15 protein-coding genes, 1 other RNA gene and 1 pseudogene are annotated in these 20,336 nt (G+C 67.7%); 11 read left to right on the forward strand and 6 right to left on the reverse strand.

Features of this window, described 5'->3' with window-relative positions; all coding sequences use genetic code 11:
• Positions 1-6 precede the first annotated feature (6 nt).
• Positions 7-1,977: a DNA polymerase III subunit gamma/tau gene (locus ACERNI_RS11370; RefSeq protein ID WP_448833557.1), complete on the reverse strand. Its 1,971-nt coding sequence runs from the start codon at positions 1,975-1,977 to the stop codon at positions 7-9.
• A gap of 447 nt (positions 1,978-2,424) precedes the next feature.
• Positions 2,425-2,522: signal recognition particle sRNA small type (gene ffs, locus ACERNI_RS11375), an RNA gene on the reverse strand.
• 293 nt (positions 2,523-2,815) lie between these two features.
• Here ffs and ACERNI_RS11380 point away from each other — a divergent pair.
• Both ACERNI_RS11380 and nudC read left to right on the forward strand, forming a co-directional pair.
• The gene (locus ACERNI_RS11380; protein WP_448833410.1) at positions 2,816-3,268 is read left to right on the forward strand and encodes an HIT domain-containing protein; all 453 of its coding nucleotides are present in this window, start codon (positions 2,816-2,818) and stop codon (positions 3,266-3,268) included.
• A 280-nt stretch (positions 3,269-3,548) separates the two neighbouring features.
• Positions 3,549-4,520 (forward strand): NAD(+) diphosphatase, encoded by a 972-nt coding sequence (gene nudC / locus ACERNI_RS11385; protein WP_448833411.1) that lies wholly within the window; start codon positions 3,549-3,551, stop codon positions 4,518-4,520.
• Between the two features lie 100 nt (positions 4,521-4,620).
• Here the strand turns inward: nudC and ACERNI_RS11390 are convergent.
• From ACERNI_RS11390 to ACERNI_RS11400, 3 genes and pseudogenes are all read right to left on the reverse strand, one after another.
• Positions 4,621-5,430 (reverse strand): annotated as a pseudogene (locus tag ACERNI_RS11390) (N-acetyltransferase family protein); the annotation flags it as partial.
• Between the two features lie 130 nt (positions 5,431-5,560).
• Complete coding sequence (locus ACERNI_RS11395; RefSeq protein ID WP_448833412.1) at positions 5,561-6,487, reverse strand: prephenate dehydratase; 927 nt, start codon at positions 6,485-6,487, stop codon at positions 5,561-5,563.
• A 63-nt stretch (positions 6,488-6,550) separates the two neighbouring features.
• Complete coding sequence (locus ACERNI_RS11400; protein WP_448833413.1) at positions 6,551-7,291, reverse strand: 3-deoxy-manno-octulosonate cytidylyltransferase; 741 nt, start codon at positions 7,289-7,291, stop codon at positions 6,551-6,553.
• Between the two features lie 146 nt (positions 7,292-7,437).
• Here ACERNI_RS11400 and ACERNI_RS11405 point away from each other — a divergent pair, with 146 nt between their 5' ends.
• The 5 genes from ACERNI_RS11405 (at position 7,438) to ACERNI_RS11425 (ending at position 14,388) form a co-directional block, all read left to right on the forward strand.
• Positions 7,438-8,061 (forward strand): c-type cytochrome, encoded by a 624-nt coding sequence (locus tag ACERNI_RS11405; protein WP_448833414.1) that lies wholly within the window; start codon positions 7,438-7,440, stop codon positions 8,059-8,061.
• A gap of 412 nt (positions 8,062-8,473) precedes the next feature.
• Positions 8,474-10,426 carry an extracellular solute-binding protein gene (locus ACERNI_RS11410; protein WP_448833558.1) on the forward strand — a complete coding sequence of 651 codons (1,953 nt, stop codon included), beginning with the start codon at positions 8,474-8,476 and terminating at the stop codon, positions 10,424-10,426.
• Positions 10,427-10,466: 40 nt separating this feature from the next.
• On the forward strand, positions 10,467-11,555 hold the full coding sequence (locus ACERNI_RS11415; protein WP_448833415.1) for a microcin C ABC transporter permease YejB: 1,089 nt from the start codon (positions 10,467-10,469) through the stop codon (positions 11,553-11,555).
• 2 nt (positions 11,556-11,557) lie between these two features.
• Positions 11,558-12,733, forward strand: a complete 1,176-nt coding sequence (locus tag ACERNI_RS11420) for an ABC transporter permease (RefSeq protein ID WP_448833416.1) — start codon at positions 11,558-11,560, stop codon at positions 12,731-12,733.
• Positions 12,730-14,388 carry an ABC transporter ATP-binding protein gene (locus tag ACERNI_RS11425; protein WP_448833417.1) on the forward strand — a complete coding sequence of 553 codons (1,659 nt, stop codon included), beginning with the start codon at positions 12,730-12,732 and terminating at the stop codon, positions 14,386-14,388. The genes ACERNI_RS11420 and ACERNI_RS11425 overlap by 4 nt, the downstream gene beginning before the upstream one ends.
• A gap of 44 nt (positions 14,389-14,432) precedes the next feature.
• Here the strand turns inward: ACERNI_RS11425 and ACERNI_RS11430 are convergent, their stop codons facing one another.
• Positions 14,433-16,739 (reverse strand): heavy metal translocating P-type ATPase, encoded by a 2,307-nt coding sequence (locus ACERNI_RS11430; RefSeq protein ID WP_448833418.1) that lies wholly within the window; start codon positions 16,737-16,739, stop codon positions 14,433-14,435.
• Between the two features lie 77 nt (positions 16,740-16,816).
• Here ACERNI_RS11430 and ACERNI_RS11435 point away from each other — a divergent pair, with 77 nt between their 5' ends.
• The 4 genes from ACERNI_RS11435 to ACERNI_RS11450 all read left to right on the forward strand — a co-directional run bounded on the left by ACERNI_RS11435 (position 16,817) and on the right by ACERNI_RS11450 (position 20,262).
• Entirely contained in the window at positions 16,817-17,239 is a 423-nt protein-coding gene (locus ACERNI_RS11435; RefSeq protein ID WP_448833419.1) for a MerR family transcriptional regulator, read from the forward strand.
• A 249-nt stretch (positions 17,240-17,488) separates the two neighbouring features.
• Positions 17,489-17,668: a hypothetical protein gene (locus ACERNI_RS11440; RefSeq protein WP_448833420.1), complete on the forward strand. Its 180-nt coding sequence runs from the start codon at positions 17,489-17,491 to the stop codon at positions 17,666-17,668.
• Between the two features lie 262 nt (positions 17,669-17,930).
• Positions 17,931-19,325, forward strand: coding sequence for a leucyl aminopeptidase family protein (locus ACERNI_RS11445; protein ID WP_448833421.1), 1,395 nt, complete (start codon positions 17,931-17,933; stop codon positions 19,323-19,325).
• A gap of 13 nt (positions 19,326-19,338) precedes the next feature.
• Positions 19,339-20,262 (forward strand): C40 family peptidase, encoded by a 924-nt coding sequence (locus ACERNI_RS11450; RefSeq protein ID WP_448833422.1) that lies wholly within the window; start codon positions 19,339-19,341, stop codon positions 20,260-20,262.
• Positions 20,263-20,336 lie beyond the last annotated feature (74 nt).

The following is a 20,336-nucleotide window of genomic DNA, read 5'->3' on the forward strand; positions in this document are numbered from 1 at the left end:
ACCGCGTCAATCCTCAAATTCGCCGGCGCTGTCGCCATCGTCAGCGTATGGCGCCTCCGCGGCGCCGCCGTCCTCTTCCTCGCCCGTGGGGCGCACGTCAATCACGTCGACGATTTGCGCGCCGGGAAAACGGTCGAGCACCGCCCGCACCAGCGGATGCGCGGCGGCGTCGGAATGACGCTCGGCTTTTGCCGTGGCGCGCCGCTGCTGGATGGTATCCTCGCCGGGTTGCGACGAGATGGCCACGACCCAGCGTCGTCCGGTCCATTCCTGCAGGCGCCCGGAAAGCTCGGAGGCGAGATGGCGCCCGCCGTTCTCCGCCAGAGCGAATTCGATGACGCCGTCCTCGAACCGCACCAGGCGCACGTCGCGCTCCAGCGCCACCTTCAGGCCAATGTCGCGTTTGTCGCCGGCCAGCGCCACCAGATCCTCGAACCGGGCGATGCGCACCGCCGGCGCGGCTTTTGGCGCCGGCCCAGCCTGCGCCGCCACGGCAGGCGCCGGCTGGCTGGACACCAACTGCATGGCGCCGCTGGCCAATGCGGTGGACATGGCGCGCGGGGCGCCGCCGCCAAAACCGCCCTCCCGGTCGCCGCCTGCGAAGCTGGCCGTCTGGCCAACCGCATGGGCCATGGCCTGGGGCGCTCCGCCGCCCGGCGTGAGGCCGGGACCACCGCTCTGGCCGCCGCCCAGTGCGGGGCCAGACCCGCCAGATGGGGCGCTGTCGCGCAGCATGCGCAGCGCCTCGTCTGGCGTTGGCAGGTCGGAGGCGTAGGCGAGGCGCACCAGAGCCATCTCGGCGGCGGCGAGCGGGCGGAAGCTGTCCTGCACCTCGGGCAGCGCCTTCAGCAGCATCTGCCAGGCCCGCGACAGGGCCCGCAGGGAGAGTTTCCCGGCCAGATCGGCGCCGCGGGTCCGCTCGGCTTCGGTCAGCGATGGGTCCTTCGCGGCGTCGGCAACCAGCTTCAGGCGCGTGACCAGGTGGGTGAAGCTGGCCAGTTCCGACATCACCACCGCCGGGTCGGCGCCGGCGTCATACTGTTCCTGCAACTGGCCGAGGCTGGCCGGCAGGTCGCCGCGCATCACAGCCTCGAACAGGTCGATGATGCGGCCGCGATCGGCGAGGCCCAGCATGGCGCGCACGGTTTCGCCGCTGACATGGCCGGCGCCGTGGGCGATGGCCTGGTCAAGCAGCGACAGGGAATCGCGCACCGAGCCTTCCGCCGCCCGGGCGATCTGGGCCAGCGCCTCATTCTCGGCCGTCACCTTTTCCGCATCGCAGATGCGGGCGAGATGCGCCGCCAGCACCGGCGCCTGCACCCGCCGCAGGTCGAAGCGCTGGCAGCGGGAGAGGATCGTCACCGGCACCTTGCGGATTTCCGTGGTGGCGAAAATGAATTTGGCGTGGGGCGGCGGCTCCTCCAGCGTCTTCAGGAAGGCGTTGAACGCCCCCGTCGACAGCATGTGCACCTCGTCGACGATATAGACCTTGTAGCGGGCCGACACCGGCGCGTAGCGTACGGAATCATTGAGCTGGCGGATATTGTCGACGCCATTGTTGGAGGCGGCGTCGATCTCCATGACGTCGATATGGGAGCCATCGATGATCTGCTGGCAATGCACCCCAGGCTGGGTCAGATGGATGGTCGGGGCGCCGCCGCCGTCAGGCGTTTCGTAATTGAGGCCGCGCGCCAGGATGCGGGCCGTGGTGGTCTTGCCGACGCCGCGCACGCCGGTCAGCATCCATGCCTGTGGGATGCGCCCGGTCTCGAAGGCGTTGGACAGGGTGCGCACCATGGCTTCCTGGCCGATCAGGTCGTCAAAATTGCGCGGACGGTATTTGCGCGCCAGCACCCGGTATCCGGCCGCGCCGGCGGCGGGCTGGGCAGGCTGCGCGGGAGCGGCGGCGAAACCCGGCAGGCCCGGCGCCCCGGCTGCCTCGCTTGCGAGATCCTGGCCCGGTTGGCCCTGGTTCATCTGGTCCTCGTGCGCCAGGTCTTTCGGAGCGATGTCCTGGGGAGCGATGTCTGGCGAATCGGTCATGGGCGCCTGTGGTTGTCCTCAACTGCGTGGCTGTCCGGCGTTGCCCGGCTGGCCTGTGGCAAGCCACGGGCCGGCACAGGGCGGATGTCGCCGCGCAGTTCCTGTCATCGGCTCTTGCTATCAGGTCTTTGCTACCACGAAAGGCCTGTCCGATGCGAACCGTCGTCGCCCGTGGCCGTCGCCAGCAGACCTGCACGGCGTGCCCGCGCACGACCAGCACCCGTCGCGCCAGCGGGCGCCGCTCAGGCTGGGGATCGACAGATTATGCGGGAAGCCGGATTCGCCGGCCCGGCCCGGGGAGGGCGGGCGGCCCCGGTGGGACCGGGGCAATCGGCGCGCTGTTGACCCGCAACATGCTGGCGCCGCCTGCCTGGATGGCAGGGTGGGAGGCTGAACGGAGACCCGCCCGATGCTCGTTAGGGCTGCTTCCTTCCGGACCTGACCCGGTTGGCGAGTGGAACGTCCAACGCCAACCTCCCGCCGCGTATATCGTGCAAAGCCGCATCACATGCAAGGGCTTCCCAGCCAGGATGCGTCAATCATCCCCGGTTCGCGCGCCTGGCGTCCGCTGGCGCTGGCGGCGATCGCTGTTTGCATCGCCGGTCCATTTGCATCGCCAGCCCGGACGCCGGATAACAATTGGCGCGCTTTCCCGCGAAGTGGCGACGCTTCGCATGAAAAAAGCGCGCCCATCCAGAAAGAGAGCGAAAATCCGGTTCGGCGTAAGCGGATGTTATTCCACAGGTAGACAGTCAGTCAGGGAGGACGCCCCATGCATGACGACGCGACAGGTTTCGCCAGCGCGATTGAAGCCGGCTTCCAGCTCGATCCCCGCCTCGCCGCCGATTGCGGGGTCGTTGGCGATCTGCCCCTGTCACGCGTGCTGCTGATGAACGACAGCCGCTATGACTGGCTGATCCTGGTTCCGCGCCGGGCGGGAATTGCGGAGCTGATTGACCTTGATCCGGACGCCTACGCCGCCCTCGCCGCTGAAATGCGCTTTGTTTGCGAGCAGGTCCGTCGCCATGCGGCGCCGTTCAAACTCAATGTGGCGGCGCTGGGCAACATGGTGCGGCAATTGCACGTCCATGTCATCGCCCGCCAGGAGGGCGACGCCGCATGGCCGGGCCCGGTGTGGGGCGCCGGTCTGATCGAACCCTATGGAAACGACGCGCTGGAACAGGCCTGCGCCCGCTGGCGCATGGCGCTGGGCATGCCAGACTGATGCATGGCCTCTCATCGGCGCTCCGCGCCCCGGCCCCTCATCGACGCTCCGCGCTCCGGCCCCTTGCGGCGCGGCGCGGGCGCCATAGGCTGGGGCAAAACCTGTTCGTGCTGAATCGGACCTGGCCTTGCCTGTCTGGACTGGCGCGTTTCCTGGCGAAGCGGCGGCCACTTCGCTGGAAAACGCTCCAGCGGCGGCCCTGCCGGGCAAGAGTCCGGCCAGCCTGAACAGGGTTTTTCCTGAAGCCGACAAAACTGAATGAAAATGTCCGGGAGACTCCATGGCGACCGATATAGACAACCGGCGTGAAGGCGCGTTGCGGCCAGAACTGTCCGCCCAGGTGGGCTATGCGACCAATCCGCTGGTGCGCCACTCCGAGCGGCGCGACGACGACGCGCGCATGGCCAGCTTCCGCGCCGCCCAGGACGCCATCGCCTGCATGATTGTTGGCGACCGGCCGGTAATCAAGAGCGGCCCTGGCGGCCGGCCCGATCCGTGGTTTTCGCTGGATGAGGTGTTCCGGCTCGGCGAGCCGCGCGAATTGCCGTTCCTCGGCACGCTGAACGAGCGGCCGGTGTTCCTCGCCATCTATCCCCAGGAATTCGGCGAGAAGCTGCAGGGCTACAGCGATCTGGTGGTGGCCGATCTGCGCGCCATGGCCATGCAGGGCGCCCTGCCGCCGGAGGAAATGGGCGTGCTGGGCGAGGCCAAGGGGCTGGCTTACTGGCACCAGCGGCACCGCTTCTGCTCCAATTGCGGCGCGCCGAGCCGCATGGTGTCGAGCGGCTGGCGCCGTGATTGCGACGCCTGTAAGGCGCAGCATTTCCCGCGCACCGATCCGGTGGTCATCATGCTCGCCGTGCGCGGCGACGAATGTCTGATGGGCCGGCAGCCGCAGTTCCCGCGCGGTATGTACTCATGTCTCGCCGGCTTCGTGGAGCCGGGCGAAACCATTGAGGACGCGGTGCGCCGCGAAATCATGGAAGAGGCTGGCGTGCCGCTGGGCGCGGTGCGCTATCTCGCCTCGCAGCCATGGCCGTTCCCTGGCTCGCTGATGATCGGCTGCGTCGGCGAGGCCCTGTCCGCCGATATTGTCATCGACAGGACCGAACTGGACGACGCCCGCTGGTTCAGTCGCGACGAAGCGCGACTGATGCTGGCGGGACGGCATCCGGGCCGGCTGTTCGCCCCGCCGCCGATGGCGATCGCTCACCACGTGCTCGCCGCGTTTGTGCGCGGTGAGACGGGCTGACGCTGCCGTTCCAGAAGGCCAGGTCGTCCAGGCTCTCCCAGCGCAGGCGCAGCGCCGGGAGGCCCTTGCAGCCCCGGACTGGCGCGGCGTCGATGATGTCGCCACCGATGGCGCGGAAGAACACGATGGCCACCACATTGCGCTCCGGCGCCCACAGGCTGACGCTGTCGTGGCCACGGGCCTTCAGGTCGCAGGCCATCAGCCCCATCAACCGGGTCCCGACGCCGCGGCATTGCATGGGCTTCAGCACCAGGATGTCGAGGATGACGCCCTCGCCGTCAACGGCGGCGCAGGCGCCTGCTCCGATGATCTGGCCTTCAGCTTCCGCCACGAACACGCTGACGGTCATGTCCGACAGCCGCTGGGTCCAGCGCGCGAGATAGTCCTCGGGCAGACCGGGGCGCAGGTCGCGGTTTTCGACAAGACCGCGCCAGGTTTCGCGATGCGCGGCGGCGTGCGCCGCTGCGATGCCGGAAATGTCGGTCGCGATGGCGGGCCGGTAATGAACGCGCATGGCGTGCTCCTTTCCCTGATGCGTGTGTTGTCGTGGCGGTCTTCCAGCCTGGCGCGGGCCTGGCGTGGCGGACATCGGCGATGTGGTTGAAAGAACCGGCCCAGGCGTTGCCGGACCGCGTCTTTCGATTGCAGCAACCTGCCCGCCGACAACGGCGACAAAACGACGGTCCTGGGCGGAAACAGGGCGATTGCGTGTTCTGCGCACCCAACCCGTTAATCCGGCGGCCCCGCCGTTTTCGGGCCTGGGCGGGACGGGGTCAGGGGTTCGCTGGGCGCCGCGTGGCCGGAAGCTCCGCGACTGGGGCAAAACGCACAAAAACCCGCGCACCCAAAAAGAAACCCGCGAACCTCTGTGGTTCGCGGGCTGTCTGCGCCATTTGCATGTCAGCGGCATGACGCCGGGCCGGTTTTTCGCCAGGCGGTCTGGAGCAGTTTTCGATCAATCCAGATCGCAAACTGCTCCAATTTCTTTGTTTTGAGCGAATTCTGATCGATCAGCTGATGCCAGCTGATCGGAAAGCGCTCTATTCGGCGGCGATGGCCCGCAACTCGTCGCGGTAGGGCGCGGCCGGATACACGCCGAGAATGCGCAGCTCGCGCGAGAAGAACTCCAGCTCCTCCAGGGCGTTTTTCAGGCCCTGGTCCTCCGGGTGCCCCTCGACTTCGGCGTAGAACTGGGTGGCGGCGAACTGGCCTTCGAGCTGGTAGCTCTCCAGCTTGGTCATGTTGACGCCATTGGTGGCGAAGCCGCCCAGCGCCTTGTAGAGCGCCGCCGGCAGGTTGCGCACGCGGAAGACGAAGCTGGTGACGGTCTGGCCTTCGCCGGCCTTTGGCCAGCTCGGCTCGCGCGACAGGATGATGAAGCGCGTGGTGTTGTGCGCCTCGTCCTCCACGTCCTCGGCCAGGATGTTCAGGCCATAGACCTCCGCGGCCAGTCGCGGGGCGAGGGCGCCGCGCGTGGGATCCTTCCATTCCGCCACTTCGCGCGCCGCGCCGGCGGTGTCGCCGGTGATCACCGCTTTCAGCCCCAGCTGGCGGATGATGCGGCGGCACTGCCCGATGGCGTGGACGTGGGTGTAGACGCTGGTGAGCTGTTCAATCTTCGCCCCAGGCAGCCCCATCAGCTGGAAGCGGATCGGCAGGAAGTGCTCGCCGATGATGTGCAGGCCCGAGAGCGGCAGCAGATGATGGATGTCGGCGACGCGCCCGGCGATCGAATTCTCGATCGGGATCATGCCGAATTCCGCCGCGCCGTCCTTTACCGCGTTCAGGGCGTCGTCGAAGGTTGGGCAGGGCAGGGTGTCGCGATCGGGAAACACTTCCCGGCTGGCGATCTGCGAATTGGCGCCGTGCTCACCCTGGAAGGAAATCAGCCGCGAGCCGCCAGCAGGGCTGGTTGCGTTGATGTCTGAAGCCGGGGCGTTATGTGCTCCGGGCGTGGCGCCGGTCATGATTTCTCCAGTCAGTAAATAAGGTCCGCGACAGCCGCGCCAGATGTGTCCGGTTGAAATTGGCTATTTGCGGGCGGCTTCCAGCGCGGCGCGCGCGCGTTCCAGGTCGTGGGGGGTGTCGACCCCCAGGGGCACGTCATCGACCACGACCACGTCGATCCGCATGCCCGCCTCGAGCGCGCGCAGCTGCTCCAGGTTCTCGCGCCGCTCCAGCGGCGAGGGCGGCAGGGCGACGAAGCGTTGCAGCGCGCTGCGCCGCCAGGCGTAGAGGCCGATGTGGTGCAACAGGGGCCCCTCGCCCCAGGGCGCGGTCGCCCGGGTGAAGTACAGCGCCCGCAGCCGCCCGGGGGCCACTTCGGCGCCCACCGCCTTCACGACGGACGGCTCGGTTCGCTCTTCCGGGCGGGTGATGACGGCGGCGAGCGTGGCGATATCCACAGCCTGATCGCCCAGCGGCGTCAGGGCCGCGGCGATGATCGCCGGATTGATGGTGGGCAGATCGCCCTGCACGTTCACGATCACGTCGTGGCGCCCGTCCGGGTCGATCGTCCGCAGCGCCTCGTGGATCCGGTCCGAGCCGGAGGGATGGTCGGCGCGGGTCATCACCGCCGTTCCGCCAGCCTTTGCAACGGCTTCAGCGATCTCCGGGGTGTCCGTTGCGACAACCACAGGGCCGACGTTCGCCTCCTGCGCCCGGCGCATGACCTGGACGATCATCGGCGCGCCGGCGACGTCGGCGAGCGGCTTTCCGGGAAGGCGCGTCGAGGCCATTCGCGCGGGAATGAGGACAATGGGCTGGATCATAGTTTGGAACGGCGTCAAAAAGTAGCAAAGTGCGTTTCACCTATACGAGTTGCGTTCGCCGCGTCAAAGCGGTTAATCATCGCCCCAAAGCTCCGCCTGCGGGGCGCCGTCCTTAATCCAGATCACGCCATGCGGAGTCGCCGTTTATGGATTCCTTCGAGCTTAACAAGATTGCCGGCGCGGTTCTGGGCACTCTCATGTTCGTGCTTGGGCTGAATATCGTCGCCGAGAGACTGTTTGAGAACCATGCGCCGAAGGTTCCGGGGTATGACCTGCCGCAGGCCGCCGAGGCTTCGGCCGGCGCCGCAGCCCCCGAGGCAAAGGCCGCGACGCCGCTGCCGGTGCTGCTGGCCAAGGCCGACGCCGCCAAGGGCGAGAAGGCCATCGCCAAGTGCAAGACCTGCCACAGCTTCGAGAAGGGCGGCCCCAACAAGATCGGCCCCGATCTGTTCGGCGTGCTCGGCCGCCAGGTGGCGCATCACGAAGGCTTCGCCTATTCGAAGGGCATGAAGGATCACGGCGGTTCGTGGAACTTCGAGAACCTCAACGAATTCCTGGCCAACCCGAAGAAGGCCGTGCCTGGCACGCTGATGAACTTCGCCGGCGTCACCAAGGAAGAAGAGCGCGCCGACATTATGGCGTTCCTGAATACGCTCTCTGACAGCCCGCTGCCGCTGCCGAAGGCCGATGCGGCGCCCGCCGGCGGCGCTGCTCCTGCGGCTGCTCCGGCTGCTCCGGCTGCTCCCGCCAAGGAACCTGCGAAGCACTGAGCCGTCGCGGTTGCAGCCATCGCAGGCCAACGCCAGCCAGAAACGATCAAGCCGGGCTTTACGCCCGGCTTTTTCATGTGCGCAACGCGGCAGGTTCATGTGTGCAACGCCACGGGCCGCTTTCCGGCCAAATTCTGTGGGCCTGTTTGTCGGATCGGTTGCCAGGGTATTAGAATCTCTCCCGGGCAGTTGCGCCGATTCTGCAGGCAGCGCGCCTGAAGCGTTGTCTGACGCCGCCCTTTGGGCAGGGCCCAGCTGTCGCCGCCAGGTCCGCAGTTAACGTCCGCAGTTAACGTCCGCAGTCAACGTCCGCAGCCAGCGCACGCCGCCAACGCCGGAGAGCCCAGTGCCTGAAACCAAGCCCGCCAGGAAGCCAGAAGCTCCGCCGTCCGCGCCGCCCGTTACGCCGGAGATGGCGTCAGGCCCGGGGCGGGTTACCCGGCGCGCCGCCCTGCTCGGGGTGGCTTCGGCAGCCCTGGCTGGCGGGTTCTGGCGCGCCGGCGCGGCGCACGCTGCGGGGGAGGCCGTGGGCGAGGCTGCGGGCAAGTCGGCTGCAGGAGAGGCGCAGTCTTCCGCATCCGCCGGGCCACAGTGGCGCCACGCGCTCTCCATGATGGGGCAGCCCAGATATGGCGTGGACTTCCGGCATTTTGATTACGTCAATCCGGCGGCGCCGAAAGCCGGCGTCGTCCGCTTCGGCTCCCAGGGCGGTTTTGACAGCTTCAACCTGGCGGTCGCCGGCGTGAAGGGCGAGGTCGAGAGCCGGCTCTCGCTGATCTATGACCAGCTCATGGAAGCCTCGCTGGACGAGGTGAACACCGAATACGGCCTGATCGCCGCCGCCGCGCGTTACCCGGAGGACTATTCCTGGGCGAGCTATCGTCTGCGCCCCGAGGCGCGCTGGCATGACGGGCGGCCGGTCACTGTCGAGGATGTGATTTTCAGCTTCGAGAATCTCAAGAAGCTGAGCCCGCAATACGCCGCTTACTGGCGCGATGTCGCCGCCGTTGAAAAAACCGGCGCGCGCGAGGCAACCTTCCGTTTTGCCACGAAGGGCAACCGCGAGCTGCCGCAGATCGTCGGCCAGCTTCCGGTGTTGCCGAAGCACTGGTGGGAAGGGACTGACGCCAGCGGCCGCAAACGCGACATCGCCGCCACCACCCTGGAGCCGCCGCTGGGCTCCGGGCCCTATCGCATCAAGGCTTTCGATGCCGGCCGCTGGTGCGAATATGAGCGGGTGAAGGATTATTGGGGCGAGAAACTGCCCGTGCGCGTCGGCATGCATAATTTCGATGTGGTGCGCGTCGATTATTACCGCGACATCACCGTACTGTTCGAGGCGTTCAAGGCCGACCAGTTCGATTTCCGCACCGAGAATGTCGCCAAGAACTGGGCCACGGGCTACGACTTTCCGGCGGTGCGCGAGAAGCGGGTTATCCTGGAGGAGTTCCAGCAGCGCAGCAGCGGCGTCATGCAGGCGTTCGTTTTCAACATGCGCCGGCCGCAGTTCCAGGATGAGCGCGTGCGCCGCGCCCTGAACTACGCCTTTGACTTCGAGGAAGTGAACCGCACCCTGTTCTTTGGCCAGTACAAGCGGATTGATTCCTATTTCTCCGGCACCGAGCTGGCCTCGTCCGGCCTGCCGCAGGGCCTGGAGAAGGAGATTCTGGAGAGCGTGCGCGACAAGGTTCCGGCCAGCGTCTTCACCGAGGTTTACAAAAACCCCGTCGCCGGATCGCAGGAGGCGTTCCGCGCCAATCTGCGCGAGGCGCACCGGCTGCTCGGCGAAGCGGGCTGGGAGCTGAAGGGGCGCAATCTGGTCAACAGCAAGACCGGCGCGGCCTTCGTCATCGAGTTCCTCAGCTTCGACCCGTCGTTCGAGCGCTACGTCCTGCCATATCAGAACGCCCTGAAGCGCCTGGGCATGAACATCAATCTCCGGGTTGTCGACGCCACCCAATATCAGAACCGCCTGCGCGCCTTCGACTATGACGCCGTCACCTTCCTGTGGCCGGAATCCCTGTCGCCGGGCAATGAGCAGTGGAATTTCTGGGGCTCGGAGGCGGCGAAGCGTCCCGGCTCCATGAACGTCGCCGGCATCAGCGATCCGGGCGTCGACGCGCTGATTGGCAAGGTGGTCTACGCCCGCACCCGCGAGGAGCTGGTCGCCGCGACCCGGGCGCTCGACCGGACGTTGCTGCACCACAACTACGTCGTGCCGCAGTGGACCTACAATTTCCAGCGCACGGCGCGCTGGAACCGCTTTGGCCGCCCGCAGACCATGCCGGAATATGGCGCGGCGGCCTTCCCGACCATCTGGTGGTGGGACGCGGCGCTGGCGGCGCAGACCGGCGGGCGGCGCTGATGGTGGCCGGGGCCGCTGACAGGCGCGCGGGAGGGCGACGATGATCGGCTATATCCTGCGGCGTCTGCTGCTGATGATCCCCACCATTCTGGGCATCATGCTGATTTCATTCGTGCTGGTGCAGTTCGCGCCGGGCGGGCCGGTGGAGCGGGTGATCGCGCAATTGCAGGGCACCGACGCGGGCGCCACCTCGCGCATCTCCGGCGGCGGGGGCGGCGATTTCGCGTCGTCGGCGTCGGCGGACAGCAGCTATCGCGGCGCCCAGGGGCTCGATCCGGAATTCATCAAGCAACTGGAGGCGCAGTTCGGCTTCGACAAGCCGGCGCATGAGCGCTTCCTCAAGATGATCTGGGACTACGCCCGCTTCGATTTCGGCAAGAGCTATTTTCGCGATACGCCGGTGGTTGACCTGATCCGCGAGAAGCTGCCGGTGTCGATCTCGCTCGGCCTGTGGATGCTGCTGCTGTCCTACGCCGTGTCGATCCCGCTCGGCGTCGCCAAGGCGGTGCGCGACGGCACGCGTTTCGACACCTGGACCTCGGTGGTGGTCATCGTCGGCTACGCCATTCCCGGCTTCCTGTTCGCCATCCTCCTGATCGTGCTGTTCGCCGGCGGTTCATTCTTCCAGATTTTTCCATTGCGCGGCCTCACCTCCGACAATTGGGCGCAGCTCAGTCTGGCCGGGAAGGTCGCCGATTATTTCTGGCACCTCGTGCTGCCGATCACCTCCATGGCGCTGGGCGCCTTCGCCACCTCGACGCTGCTGACCCGCAATTCCTTCCTTGATGAAATCCGCAAGCAATACGTGCTCACGGCGCGGATGAAGGGGCTGACCGAGCGGCGCGTGCTCTATGGCCACGTGTTTCGCAACGCCATGCTGATCGTCATCGCTGGCCTGCCGGGGGCGTTCATTGGCGCCTTCTTCGCTGGCTCGCTGCTTATCGAGACCATTTTCTCCCTCGATGGTCTCGGCCTGCTGTCGTTTGAATCGATCATCAACCGCGATTATCCGACGGTGTTCGCCTCGCTCTACATCTTCTCGCTGCTCGGCCTGGTGGTGAACCTGATTTCCGATCTGACCTACGCCTGGATCGATCCGCGCATCGATTTCGCCGCGCGGGAGGCCTGAGCATGGCCAGCGTCGAAACCGCCGTCATCGCCGCGCCCGCCGCCGCTCCCGCCATTGTCGCGCCATCGCTGCCGCGCGGCCGTTTCGTCAGCCTGTCGCCGCTCAATCGCCGGCGCCTGCGCAACTTCCGCGCCAACCGGCGCGGCTGGTGGTCGCTGTGGATTTTCCTGGCGTTGTTCGTGCTCACCCTGTGCGCCGAACTGATCGCCAACGACCGGCCGATCGTCGCCTCCTACAAGGGCGAGCTGCTGTTTCCCGCCTTCGTGCATTATCCGGAGGAGAAGTTCGGCGGCTTCCTCGCGGTCACTGATTATCGCGACCCGGCCATCGCCGATGAAATCAGGGCCCATGGCTGGATGGTCTGGCCGCCGATCCGCTTTTCCTACAACACCCAGAACCTCAATTTGCCGACGCCGGCGCCGTCGCCGCCCACCTGGCTGCTCAGTGAGGCGCAGTGCAAGGCGGCGGCGGAAAAGGTAGGGGGAACCTCGTGCCGCAGCCTTGAATGGAACTGGCTGGGCACGGACGATCAGGGGCGCGACGTGCTGGCGCGGCTGATCTATGGCTTCCGCATCTCGGTGCTGTTTGGCCTGTCGCTGGCGGCTCTGTCGTCGGTGATCGGCGTCGCCGCAGGCGCCGTGCAGGGCTTCTTTGGCGGCTGGACCGATCTGATTTTCCAGCGCTTTATCGAGATCTGGACGGCGATCCCCTCGCTCTATCTGCTGATCATCCTCTCGGCGGTCATCACCCCCAGCTTCTTCGTGTTGCTAGGTATATTGCTGCTGTTCTCCTGGGTGGCGCTGGTGGGCGTGGTGCGGGCGGAATTCCTGCGCGCCCGCAACCTGGAATACGTCCGCGCCGCGAAGGCGCTTGGCCTCGGCAACGGTCGCATCATGTTCCGCCACATGCTGCCCAACGCCATGGTGGCGACGCTGACCTTCCTGCCCTTCATCCTCAACGGGGCCATCACCACATTGACATCGCTGGACTTTCTTGGCTTTGGGCTTCCGCCTGGCTCGCCGTCACTTGGCGAAATGCTGGCCCAGGGCAAGGGCAATCCCGAGGCGCCGTGGCTCGGCCTTTCCGGCTTCTTCGTCATCGCGCTGATGCTGTCGCTGCTGATTTTTGTTGGCGAGGCGGTGCGCGACGCTTTCGATCCGCGAAAGGCTCCGGCATGAGCGCGCCTGACACATCCCTGGCGCCGCTGCTCCAGGTGCGCGGCCTGAAAACCGCATTCTCGCAGGATGGCCAGACCAGCATGGCGGTCGATGGCGTTTCCTTTGATCTGGCGCGGGGCGAAACCCTGGCGCTGGTGGGCGAGTCCGGCTCCGGCAAATCCGTCACCGCCATGTCGATCCTGCGGTTGCTGCCCTATCCGGCGGCCAGCCACCCGGGCGGCGAGGTGCTGTTTCGCGGCAGGAATTTGCTGACGGCCAGCGACGCGGAGCTGCGCGCCGTGCGCGGCAACGATATCACCATGGTGTTTCAGGAGCCGATGACATCGCTCAACCCGCTGCATACGATTGAAAAGCAGGTTGGTGAAATCCTGGCGCTGCACAAAGGCCTGCGCGGCAAGGCCGCCCGCGCCCGCATCATTGAACTGCTGGAGCTGGTTGGCATCCGCCAGCCGGCCGAGCGCCTCTCCGCTTATCCGCACCAGTTGTCCGGCGGCCAGCGCCAGCGCGTCATGATCGCCATGGCCCTGGCCAATGAGCCGGATCTGCTGATCGCCGACGAGCCGACGACCGCCCTCGACGTCACCGTTCAGGCGCAAATCCTGGCGCTGCTCGCCGATCTGAAGCAGCGGCTGGGCATGGCCATGCTGTTCATCACCCATGATCTCGGCATCGTCCGGCGCATCGCCGACAATGTCTGCGTGATGACCGGCGGCCAGATCGTCGAGCGCGGCCCGGTCGCGGAGGTGTTTGCCGCGCCGCAACACCCCTACACCCGCAAGCTGCTGCAGGCCGAACCGAGGGGCGAGGCGGCGCCGGTCGCCGCCGATGCGCCGGTGGTGGTGCAGGCGGGGCCGGTCAAGGTGTGGTTTCCGATCCGCGAGGGCTTCCTGCGGCGCGTCACCGGTCACATCAAGGCGGTGGACGGGGTGTCGATCAGCCTGCGCCAGGGCGAGACCCTCGGCGTGGTGGGCGAATCCGGGTCCGGCAAGACCACGCTTGGCCTGGCGCTGTTGCGTCTCATCCAGTCGGAAGGGCCGATTGTCGTGCTCGGCCAGCGCATCGACGGCGTTGGCGCGCGCCAGCTTCGCCCGCTGCGCCAGCGCATGCAGGTGGTGTTCCAGGACCCTTACGGCTCCCTGTCGCCGCGCATGTCGGTGGCGGAAATCATCGCCGAGGGCCTGCTGGTGCAGCAGCCGGGCATGCCGCTGGCGGCGCAACGCCAGAAGGTGGCGGAGGCGCTGCACGAGGTCGGTCTCGACCCGGCGACCATGGACCGCTACCCGCACGAGTTCTCCGGCGGCCAGCGCCAGCGCATCGCCATCGCCCGCGCCATGGCGCTGGAGCCGTCCTTCGTCATTCTCGACGAGCCGACCTCAGCCCTCGACATGTCGGTGCAGGCGCAGATTGTCGACCTGCTGCGCGATCTGCAACGGCGCAAGAACCTGTCCTACATCTTCATCAGCCACGACCTGAAGGTGGTGAAGGCTTTGGCCAACACCATCATGGTGATGCAGAACGGCGTGGTGGTGGAGCAGGGGCTGGCAAGCGATATCTTCGCGGCCCCAAAGACCGACTACACGCGGGCGCTGTTCGCGGCGGCGTTCAACATCGACGCCGCGCCGGCGACGGATGTGGCCGACGCCGGGGCGGCATAGGGGAAGCGCAGCGCCCATCCGCCGGGGTCAGGTCCGCGCTCCCCTCACGCCTGCCGCAGCCGCAACAGCCGCAGCGCATTGGCGGTGACCAGCACGGTGGCGCCGGTGTCGGCGAGGATGGCCATCCACAGCGGGGTTTCGCCGAGCAGGGTGGTGAGCAGAAACGCCGCCTTCAGTCCCAGGGCGATCACCAGGTTCTGGCGGATATTGCCCATGCCGGCGCGGGCGAGGCGGATCAGGCTGGCGACGTCGCCGATGCGGTTGCGCAGCAGCGCTGCGTCCGCCGTTTCCAGCGCCACGTCCGTGCCGCCGCCCATGGCAATGCCAACGGAAGCAGCGGCCAGCGCCGGGGCGTCGTTGATGCCGTCGCCAACCATCGCCACCGGGCCGGACTGTTGCAGCTTGTCGATGGCGGCGAGCTTGTCGCCTGGCAGCAACTCCGCCTGCACGGCGAGGCCCAGCTTCGCGCCAATGGCGGCGGCGGTGCGGGCGTTGTCGCCGGTCAGCATCACTGGCGTGACGCCCAGCGCCTTCAGTTCCGCCACGCCGGCGGCGGCATCCTCGCGCGGTTCGTCCCGCAGGGCGACCAGCGCCAGCGCCACGCCGTCCTCGCTGACCACCACAACGGTCTTGCCGTCGCTCTCCAGTTGCGTCGCTGCGGCGTCGGCGCTGGCGGGCAGGGCGCCGGCCTCGCGCGCCTGGCGGGGCGAGCCCACGGTGACGAGGCCGCTGTCCAGGCGGCCGGCGACGCCCTTGCCGGCGATCGCCGCGCTGCCGTCAAGGGTGCGCGGAATGGCGAGGCCGCGCGCTTCCGCATCGGCGATGATGGCGAGGCCAAGCGGGTGGCTTGAGCCCATTTCCACGGCGGCCGCCTTCGCCAGGGCCGCATCGGCCGTCCCCGCCAGCGCGACGATGTCGGTCACCCGGGGCTCGCCGCGCGTCAGCGTGCCGGTCTTGTCGAAGGCGATGGTTTTGACGTGGGCCAGCGTCTCCAGCGTCGCGCCGCCCTTGGCCAGCAGGCCGCGCCGGGCCCCGTTGGCGATGGCGGCGGCGATGGCGGCGGGGGTGGAGATCACCAGGGCGCAGGGGCAGGCGATCAGCAGCACGGCGAGGCCGCGATAGATCCAGGTTTCCCACGGCTGGCCGGCGAGCAGCGGCGGCAGAATGATGACCAGCGCGGCGAAGGCCATGGCGGCCGGGGTGTACCAGCGGCTGAAGCGGTTGATGAAGCGCTCGATCGGCGCCTTCTTCTCCTGCGCCTCCTCCACCATGGCGATGATGCGGGCGATGGTGTTGTCGGCGGCGGCGCTGGTGATGCGCACCCGCAATTCGCCGGTGAGGTTGATGGCGCCGGCATAGATCCTGTCGCCGGTCTTGCGGGCGACGGGCGTCGACTCGCCGGTGACGGGCGCCTCGTTCATGTCGGAGGCGCCGCTGAGGATTTCACCATCCGACGGCGCCCGGTCGCCGGGCCGCACCACGACCGTATCGCCGACAGCCAGAACATCGACGCTGACGGTTTCCAGAACGCCGTTGCGGTCCCGCAGCGCCGTGCGCGGCGCGACATCCAGCAGCGCGGTGACGCCGGCCCGCGCCCGCCCGGCGGCGATGCCCTCAAGCATCTCGCCGATATTGAACAGCACCACCACGGCTGCCGCCTCGACGGATTCGCCAATGGCCAGCGCGCCGACGGCGGCGACCACCAGCAGCGTCTCTATGGTGAACGGCGAGCCGGTCAGCGCCGCCGCCCACGCCCGGCGGGCGATGGGGGCCACGGCAATCAGGGTCGCGCCGCTCCAGATGATGCGCGACCAGTCGGGCATGATCCAGGCGACGACGAACGCCACGGCGACGATCGCGACGGCGAGCAGGGTTTGCCAGCTTCCAGCCGGCATCCACGCCGGCAGGCGCGCCGAAAACCAGGCGGGCGCCGCGTCTGGCGCATGGCTGTGGCCGAAATGGTCATGCCCATCCGCATCGTCATGGTCATCATGCCCATGCCCATGCCCATGCTTTTGCCCGTCGCGCGGGTGATCGTGAGAATGGTCATGCGCGTGGTCATGGGCATGATCGCCGCCGTCACAGCATGGGGCGTGTGCGCGCGCCATTGCATCCGCCGCGGCGCCTGCCAGCTCTGGCCGCGCCGCGTAACCCAGCCGTTTCAGCAGCGCCGTCACATCGGCGGCGCCTGGCTGTGGGGCGGCCTGGATGGTCAGGCGTCGCAGGGTCACGTTGACGGCGACGCCGGTCACGCCGGGCAGGCGTTGCACCGCTGTCTCGATCTTCAGCGCACAGGCGGCGCAATCCATGCCTTCAACGCGATAACGCTGGGTGATGGCGGGCGCGTTCATGCTTCACCAGCTGGTAATTTTCCACTGCCGACATCAAATAGGGTCTGTAGTCACTACAGGGTCAAGAGGCGGCGACAATGCATGCGCAGGTTGAAAACGGGGCGTGGTCGATCGGCGAACTGGCGAAGCGCGTTGGCAGCAATGTGGAGACGGTGCGTTATTATGAGCGCATCGGCGTGATGCCGCCGCCGGCGCGCAGCGCCGCCAACTATCGGGTCTACAGCGATGCGCATCTGCGCCGGCTCAGCTTTGTGATGCGCGCCCGGCGGCTGGGGTTTTCGCTGGAGCAGGTGCGGGCGCTGCTGGAGCTGGCTGGCCAGGTCAGCCAGCCCTGCGCCGGCGTGCATGACATTGCCCGCGCCCATCGTGACGAGATCGACCGCAAGATCGCCGACCTCACCGCGTTGCGCGCCGAGCTGGACGCCCTGCTGTCGCACGCCCACGCCGGCGCCATCTCCCAGTGCCGGATTATCGAAGCCCTGTCGCCGCATGAGGCGTGAGCCGGATTGCGGCAACGCGGCGTTTACCATCCGCCGCAACGCATCGGGCGGTTTTGTGAACCGGCCGGCGGGCGTTGCATTTCTGCCAGGCAACTGATGGGAAAAGCAAAATATCGCCGCCGCCCGCTGGGGTTTTTCGGGGCGCCGCGCGGTAAGATTTGATTCAGGACGATCCTTAATCAGCGCGCAATGCGGCGTGGCTAGCGTTCCCGCAAGTCTGGCGATGGCCAGCGTTTTCGGGGGAACCACATGATTTTGCGCGGTAGCCGCTCCAGCTCCCAGCCGCCGTCACGCCTCACTGCCTCGGTCATCGAGCAGTTGCTGATCGCCACCCTGATCGCCGTGGCGATCGTCACCGCCGTCGGCACCATCCGCAACAGCCTGCCCCTGTCGATCCAGGGCGTCAGCGAGAGCTACGCCAGCCGCTGAAACCACGCGGGACCGGAGCTGCATCTCTTTGAATTGGCACATTCATTCTTGTGAAAATTCGCGTGAAAGTTCTTGGGACATTGCCTGGGGCAGAACGATTGTGCGGTCGCGCGCGCGGGGCATAAGATGGGCCGGAACGGGCGCGTTCCTGGACCCCGGTCGCGGCAGCGCCCCAGACCTCTGATTTGACGCCATTCCGCTGACAAAAGCCGGATGCTTTTGCCGGGATGGTTTTGGGCCACGACAGCCAGGGATCGTTTGCGTGCCACTTCAACTGTTGCTTGCGCCGGAAGCCGCGGCGCTTCCCATCTGGTTCGTCACCGCCGCCACCTGGGCGGACATCGCCGCCGGGCTGCCGGCCAGCGCCCGGACGTTCGCTGCGGCGCAGGACTTCACCGGCGCCGCCGGCAAGGGGTTGCTGCTGCCGGGAGCGGACGGGGCGATCTGCGCCGCCGTTTTCGGCGTGGAGGATGACGGCGCCCGTCACGTCGATCCCTTCCTTGCCGGCTCCCTGTTCGGCCTGCTGCCCGGCGGGACATGGCGGTTCGCCAACGCGCCGCGCGATCCGCAACTGGCGGTGCTGGCCATGGCGCTCGCCGGTTACGCCTTCAATCGCTACAAGGCTGCGGCGAAGGTCAAGGAACTGGCGCTGGTGGTTCCCGACGGCGTCGACGCGGCTGAAATTGGCCGCATCGTCGATGGCGTCTTCCTGGCGCGCGACCTCATCAACACCCCGGCCAACGATCTGACACCCGCTGACATGGAGCGGGCCGTGCGCAACCTGGCGGCGCGTTTTGGCGCCAGCGTTTCCGTCGTTGCCGGCGACGATCTGCTCGTTGAAAATTATCCGCTGGTCCACGCTGTCGGCCGCGCTTCGGCCACCGCGCCGCGCATCATCGACATGGTCTGGGGCGAGGTCGGCGCGCCGAAGGTGACGCTGGTCGGCAAGGGCGTCAGCTTCGATACCGGCGGTCTCGACATCAAGCCCTCATCGGCGATGCTGCTGATGAAGAAGGACATGGGCGGCGCGGCGGCGGCGCTGGCGGCGGCGCAGATGATCATGGCCGCCAATCTGCCCGTGCGGCTGCGCGTCATCGTTCCGGCGGTGGAAAATTCCATTTCCGCCGACGCCTTCCGTCCCGGCGACGTTCTGCCCAGCCGCAAGGGCCTCACCGTGGAGATCGGCAATACGGACGCGGAGGGGCGGCTGATTCTCGCCGACGCCCTGGCGCTGGCTGATGACGAGGCGCCCGAACTGCTGTTCGATTACGCCACGCTCACCGGCGCGGCCCGCGTCGCCACCGGCCCCGATCTGCCGCCGTTCTACACCCGCGACGAGACCCTCGCCGCCAGCATCGCCAGCACGGGCGAGGCGGTGAACGATCCGGTGTGGCGCCTGCCGTTGTGGGGGGCCTATGAGCGGTTGCTGGATTCGAAAATCGCCGACGTCAATCACGTCTCCAGCGGACCGTTCGCCGGGTCGATCACGGCGGCGCTGTTCCTTGGCCGGTTCGTCTCGCAGGCCGGCGCGTGGGCGCATTTTGACATTTATGGCTGGACGCCGTCGGCGCGGCCGGGACGCCCGGAGGGCGGCGAGGCCCAGGCGGCGCGCCTGACCTACGCCCTGGTGCGCGCCCGCTACGGGCGCGGCGCCTGACGGGGAGAACGGCATGAGCGAGCGTGATCCGCGCCTGACCCCGGCGCGCGCCGATCTGGCGGCGGAATCCCTGCGCGGTGAGGTTTCCGCGCCGCGATACGCCGCGCCGCGCCGCATGGTGGTGCGGGCATATACGAGCAGCGTCCGCCGCGCCCCGCGCCGCGATGCGCCGCTGGATACCGAAGCGCTGCACGGCGAGGCCGTCGACATTTACGAAATGGACGACGAGGGCTGGGCCTGGGGGCAATTGCGCGCCGATGGCTATGTCGGCTACCTGCCGGCCGACGATCTGATGGACGCGGGGCCGGCGCCGACCCACCGCGTCATCGCGCCCCGCACCTTCATTTATCCGGTTCCCGACATCAAGGCGCCGCCGCTTGGCGCCCTGCCGCTGGCGGCGTCGGTGACAGCCGCCGCCACAACGGCGGGCGCGGAGGCGACGGCGAAGTCCGCCGCCGCCGGGGCGGCAGCGGCGCGCTTCACGCGGCTTGCCCAGGGGGGCGGCTATCAAGGAGGCGGCTACGTCTTCGCCGCCCATCTGGCGGACCAGACCGCGCAAACCGGCGGTGATCACGCCGCCGTGGCGGAGCGACTGGTTGGCGCGCCTTATCTGTGGGGCGGGCGTAGCTCGTTGGGGCTGGACTGTTCGGCGCTCGTCCAGCTTTCGTTGCTGGCGGTGGGGCGCGCCTGCCCGCGCGACAGCGACATGCAGGCGACCGGGGTGGGCGCGGCGTTGCCAGTTGACGCTCTGGAAGCGTTGACCCGTGGCGACCTGGTGTTCTGGCGCGGGCATGTCGGCATGATGCTGGACCAGCGCAAGCTGGTTCACGCCAACGGGCATCACATGCAGGTGGCCGTCGAGCCGCTGGCCGCCGCCATGAGCCGCATCGCCGACGCGGGCGGCGGCGGGGTGACGGCCCTGCGCGCCGTCCGGTGACGGGATCGCGGCAGCCGCAACGCAGCGCCCGCGCCAGGCCGGCCATGCAGGACGCGCGCATGGGCCATCAACCG

The organism is Camelimonas sp. ID_303_24, from assembly GCF_053543495.1.